Origin of the sequence: Trichloromonas sp. (genome assembly GCF_041583255.1) — a bacterium.
Taxonomy (GTDB): domain Bacteria; phylum Desulfobacterota; class Desulfuromonadia; order Desulfuromonadales; family Trichloromonadaceae; genus Trichloromonas.
The window spans coordinates 1-4,581 of sequence record NZ_JBFHGD010000240.1; the positions used below are offsets into that span (position 1 = coordinate 1).

The window sequence follows — 4,581 nt, forward strand, 5'->3', positions numbered from 1 at the left end:
ATGGCGATCAGGGCGATCAGCGTACTGCCGCCGATCTCAGGCAGATACCAGACGGGGTAATTCATGCGCACCCTCCCGGGGAGTAATAATAATTGCACGGTCCGAAAATCGATTCGCAACCGGATCAGCTACCGTTATATAACATCTCCCTAATATTGACCAGACAAACCCTGCCAATCACCAATCACCGCCTTTCCCTGCCGGATCACAGAAACCGGGTATAATTGTAAGCGTCTTTCTCATTGAAAGGAGCGCCATGGCTCGATTTATCCTCTTCTGGGGATTCGCATGCATCGTCTTTGGTCCAGCGGCCTTCGCCGCCCCCCTCGATCTGCAGGAGCTGATCCGCCAGGTCGAAATCCAGTACAGCGGCCACTCGTCGCGCGCGCTGGTGCGCATGGAAGTCGCAACCGAAAACTGGCAGCGCTCGCTGGAAATGGAATCCTGGTCGCTGGAGCGGGACCACTTCCTCACCCGCATCCTGGAGCCGGCCAAGGAGCGCGGTGTCAGCACCCTGAAGGTGGAGAAGGAAGTCTGGAACTACCTGCCCAAGGTCGACCGGGTCATCAAGGTGCCGCCCTCGATGATGGGCGGTTCGTGGATGGGGAGCCACATCACCAACGACGACCTGGTCAAGGGGAGCGAGGTCGACCAGGACTACACCTTTGCCCTGGCCGATGAGACGGAAACCGTCTGGCGCATCGAGTGCCTGCCGAAACCGGATGCGGCGGTGGTCTGGGGCAAGCTGATCTACGAAATCGAAAAGACGCGCAAGCTGCCGCTGCGGGTGGAGTATTACGACGAAGCGATGGAACGGGTGCGGGAGATCATCTTCGACGACGTGCAGACGGTGTCGGGACGGGCCCTGCCGCTGCGCATGACCGTGCGCCCCCTCGACAAGCCGGCCGAGCGGACGGTGATGCACTACCGGGAAATCGAGTTCGACATTTCCCTGGCACCGGATTTCTTCTCCCTGCGCACCCTGAAGGCGCGCTGACCGTGCTGCTCTCCCTCGCCTTCCGCAATCTCTGGCGCAACAGCCGCCGCACCCTGCTGACCCTGTCGGCCATGGTGGTTTCCACGGCGCTGCTGATTCTGGCTCTCGGCGTCTTTTCCGGCATGTTCGCCGATATGCTGGCCTCGGCCACCGAGCAGTATTACGGGCACCTGGTGATCTCGGCGCAGGGCTACCAGGACGACCGCGACATGTTCGCCAACATGGATGCCGACGCCGGCCTCGCCGGCCGGCTGCGCAGCCGACCGGAGGTACGCGGGGTTTCGGCCCGGCTGCGCGCCTTCGGCCTGGTCGCCCATGCCGACAACACCTACCCGGCCGAACTTCTCGGCGTGCAGTCGGCGCAGGAGAAACGGGTCACCAGCTTCAGCAGTCAGCTGGTCGCCGGCCGCTACCTCGACGCAACAAAGACCGGGGGCGCGATGATCGGCGCCGGGCTGGCGAAAAAACTCGGGGTGAAGCCGGGCGACGAGCTGGTCTTTCTCACCCAGGCCGCCGACGGCTCTATCGGCAACGACCTGCTACAAGTCACCGGCATTTTCGAAACCGGCGCCGGCAGCCGCGACAACGCCCTGGTCCTGGTCAACCTCCCCTGGCTGCAGAAGCTCTGCGTGCTGCCGGGGCGCACCCATGAACTGGCGGTAACCATCCACGAGCCGATGCAAGCCTCTGAGCTGGCGTCCCGACTGCAGACAGAGCTCCCCGCCGGCCTGGAGCTGCACACCTGGGGCCAGCTGCTGCCGGAGATGCAGGAGGTCATCGCCAGCTACAACGTGTCGCGCCTGATCCTGGTCGCCATCCTCTACGCCGCCACCGGGCTGGGGATTCTCAACACCATCTTCATGTCGGTGATGGAGCGGACCCGCGAGTTCGGCATCCTCATGGCCATGGGGATGAAGCCGCGCTCGGTACAGGCCCTGGTGCTGCTCGAAACCCTGGCCATGGGGGTTATTTCCATAGCGTTCGGGGTGGTCATCGGGCTGGCCATGACCCTCTACATGGAACGGGTCGGCGTCGACCTGAGTCCGTACCTGTCGGCGGTCACCTACGCCGGCGGCACGATCATGCCGCGGCTCAGCGCCGCCTTCGAGGCAGACAACGTGGCCGTCCCGGCCGTCGCCCTGCTGCTCATCTCCCTGGTCGCCGGCTACTTCCCCTCCCGGCGGGCGGCACGGCTGCAGCCGATCGAAGCAATCCGTGAAGACTAGAGGAATGGCATGGAAAGCCTGAAGCTGGCCTGGAAAAACCTCTGGCGCAATCGCCGCCGCACCCTCATCACCCTGACGGCGATGGGCTTCAGCCTTTTTCTGCTGCAGACCTTTCACAACCTCTCCTTCGGCGTCTACGCCCAGATGGTCGACAGCGGGGTGCGGGCCGGCTCGGGGCATATCGCCGTCTATCGCGGCGATTACGCGAAAAGTCGGGACGAAAAGTTGAGTTTCGCCGAAGCGGGGCTGGCCGGGCAGGTCGCCGATCTGCCCGGCGTACGCCGAGCGCTGCCGCGGGTCTATCTGCCGGGGCTGGCCCAGTCGAGCCGGGAGAGCCGCGGCATCCTGCTGCTGGGGGTCGACCCGGCGGCCGAGGCGGCGGTTAACCCGTTCTGGAAAAAGCTGCCGGCCGGGCAGAATATCCGCTCGCTCTCCGGGCGCGATGCGCTGGTCGGAGAGCGCCTGCTGAAGGAACTGAAAATCAGCGCAGGGAGTAAATTCGTGGTCACCGTGCAGAACCGCAACGGCGAGTTGACCAGCGAGCTGCTGCGGGTGCGGGGCGTTCTGCGCACCGGCCTCAAGGATGTGGATGGCGGCATGGTCATGGTCGGCCGCGAGCGGGCCGCCGCCATGGCCGGTATTGCCGGCGAAATCCACGAACTGGCGATCATCCTCGCGCGGGCCGATGACGAAGCCCGCCTGCTGCCGGTGCTCCGCCAGCTCACGGCGGAGCGTCCGGAGCTGCGCCCGACCTCCTGGGAGATCGCCATGCCGAACCTCTCCGACGCCATCCGCCTCGACTATGCCAGCCAGAAGTTCATTTTCGTCATCATCCTGCTGATCGTCACCATCAGCGTAGTCAACACCCTGCTGATGTCGGTGATGGAGCGCATCCGCGAGTTCGGCGTCATCCTCGCCCTCGGCGCCACGCCGGGACGGCTGCGGCTGTTGGTGCTGGCTGAGGCGCTGATCCTCGGCACGGTCTCCATGCTGCTGGGAACACTGCTCGGCTGCGCCTCGACCTGGTACCTGGTCAGCCGTGGGCTCGACCTGCGCAAGCTGGTTCCCGACACCCTGGAGTTCGGCGGGGTCGTCTTCGACCCGGTGATGCGGGCCGCCTGGGATCTCCCCTGGATGCTGCAGATGGGCCTCTACGTCATTGCCCTCTGCCTGCTCGCCTCGGTCTACCCGGCCATCAAGGCCGCCCGCATCGCCCCGGCTGAAGCGATGCGGCACGGGTAACCCATTGTTCTGACTTTTCCGATGGAGCCACAATGCCCCTGATCCAGATGCAGAACGTCAGCAAGATCTACTCTCTCGGCAACCAGAGGGTGACCGCCCTCGATGACGTGAGCCTGCGGGTCGAAGCCGGCGAGTTCACCGTCTTCGCCGGCCCCTCGGGGAGCGGCAAGACCACCCTGCTCAACCTGGTCGGCTGCCTCGACCAGCCGACCGCAGGGACCATCGCCATCGACGGCCGGGATGTCGGCGGCAGCACGGTGCGGGACCTGGCCGACTTCCGCCTGCGCCACATCGGCTTCATCTTCCAGTCGTACAACCTGATCCCGGTACTGACCGCCGCGGAAAACGCCGAGTTCACCCTGATGCTGCAGAAAGTTTCCAAAGCAGAGCGCCGGCGCCGCATCGAAGGGCTGTTTGCCGAACTCGGCATCGGCGGGCTCGAAAATCGTCACCCCAACGACCTCTCCGGCGGACAGCAGCAGCGGGTCGCCGTGGCCCGCGCCATGGCCGCCGAACCGCGGGTTATTTTGGCCGACGAACCGACCGCTAATCTCGACTCTAAAACCAGCGAAGAGCTGCTCAGGCTCATGCGCCGGCTCAACGAAGAACAGGGGACAACATTCCTGTTCAGCTCCCACGACCCCCAGGTGATCGACATCGCCCGCCGGGTGATCCGGCTCAAAGACGGCCGGCTCGAATCGGACTCCCCGCAAGCCGGCGGATCGTCGGCATGACCGCCCGCCCGCTGCCGCCCGTTATCGCCGGACTGCTGCTTGCACTCTGCCTCGTCTTCTGCGCCGGCAGCGGCCATTGCGAGCTGCCGGACGGAACCCAGCTGGGCGGGCACCTGAAATCCCTCAACCTGCACCTGGAACAACTGCCCACGGGCAGCAACGAGGCCGGCGCTATCTCCTCGAACAACCTGCGCCTTGACCTGTCGATTCCGGCCACCGAATCCGCCACCGTTGAATTTGCCATCGACGGCAGATCCCTCTATGCCGATCCCGGCTCAGGCCTTGCCCTCCCCGGCGATTCCCCCAACCGCCGCCTCGACCTGGAGAAAAACTGGAACGACGGGGAGTGGTTCAGCCAGCAGCTGGCCGTCGATCGCCTCAA

Annotated in this window: 5 protein-coding genes; all 5 read left to right on the forward strand. The window is 64.8% G+C overall.

What is annotated here, in order from left to right; genetic code table 11:
• Positions 1-256: 256 nt before the first annotated feature.
• Positions 257-997, forward strand: coding sequence for an outer membrane lipoprotein-sorting protein (locus ABYV89_RS14725; RefSeq protein ID WP_432823691.1), 741 nt, complete (start codon positions 257-259; stop codon positions 995-997).
• Positions 998-999: 2 nt separating this feature from the next.
• Complete coding sequence (locus tag ABYV89_RS14730) at positions 1,000-2,223, forward strand: ABC transporter permease (RefSeq protein ID WP_432823692.1); 1,224 nt, start codon at positions 1,000-1,002, stop codon at positions 2,221-2,223.
• 9 nt (positions 2,224-2,232) lie between these two features.
• Positions 2,233-3,465, forward strand: a complete 1,233-nt coding sequence (locus ABYV89_RS14735) for an ABC transporter permease (RefSeq protein WP_432823693.1) — start codon at positions 2,233-2,235, stop codon at positions 3,463-3,465.
• Between the two features lie 32 nt (positions 3,466-3,497).
• Entirely contained in the window at positions 3,498-4,199 is a 702-nt protein-coding gene (locus ABYV89_RS14740) for an ABC transporter ATP-binding protein (protein ID WP_432823694.1), read from the forward strand.
• The coding region (locus ABYV89_RS14745) for a hypothetical protein (protein WP_432823695.1) at positions 4,196-4,581 on the forward strand (386 nt) is incomplete at its 3' end. The genes ABYV89_RS14740 and ABYV89_RS14745, both read left to right, overlap by 4 nt.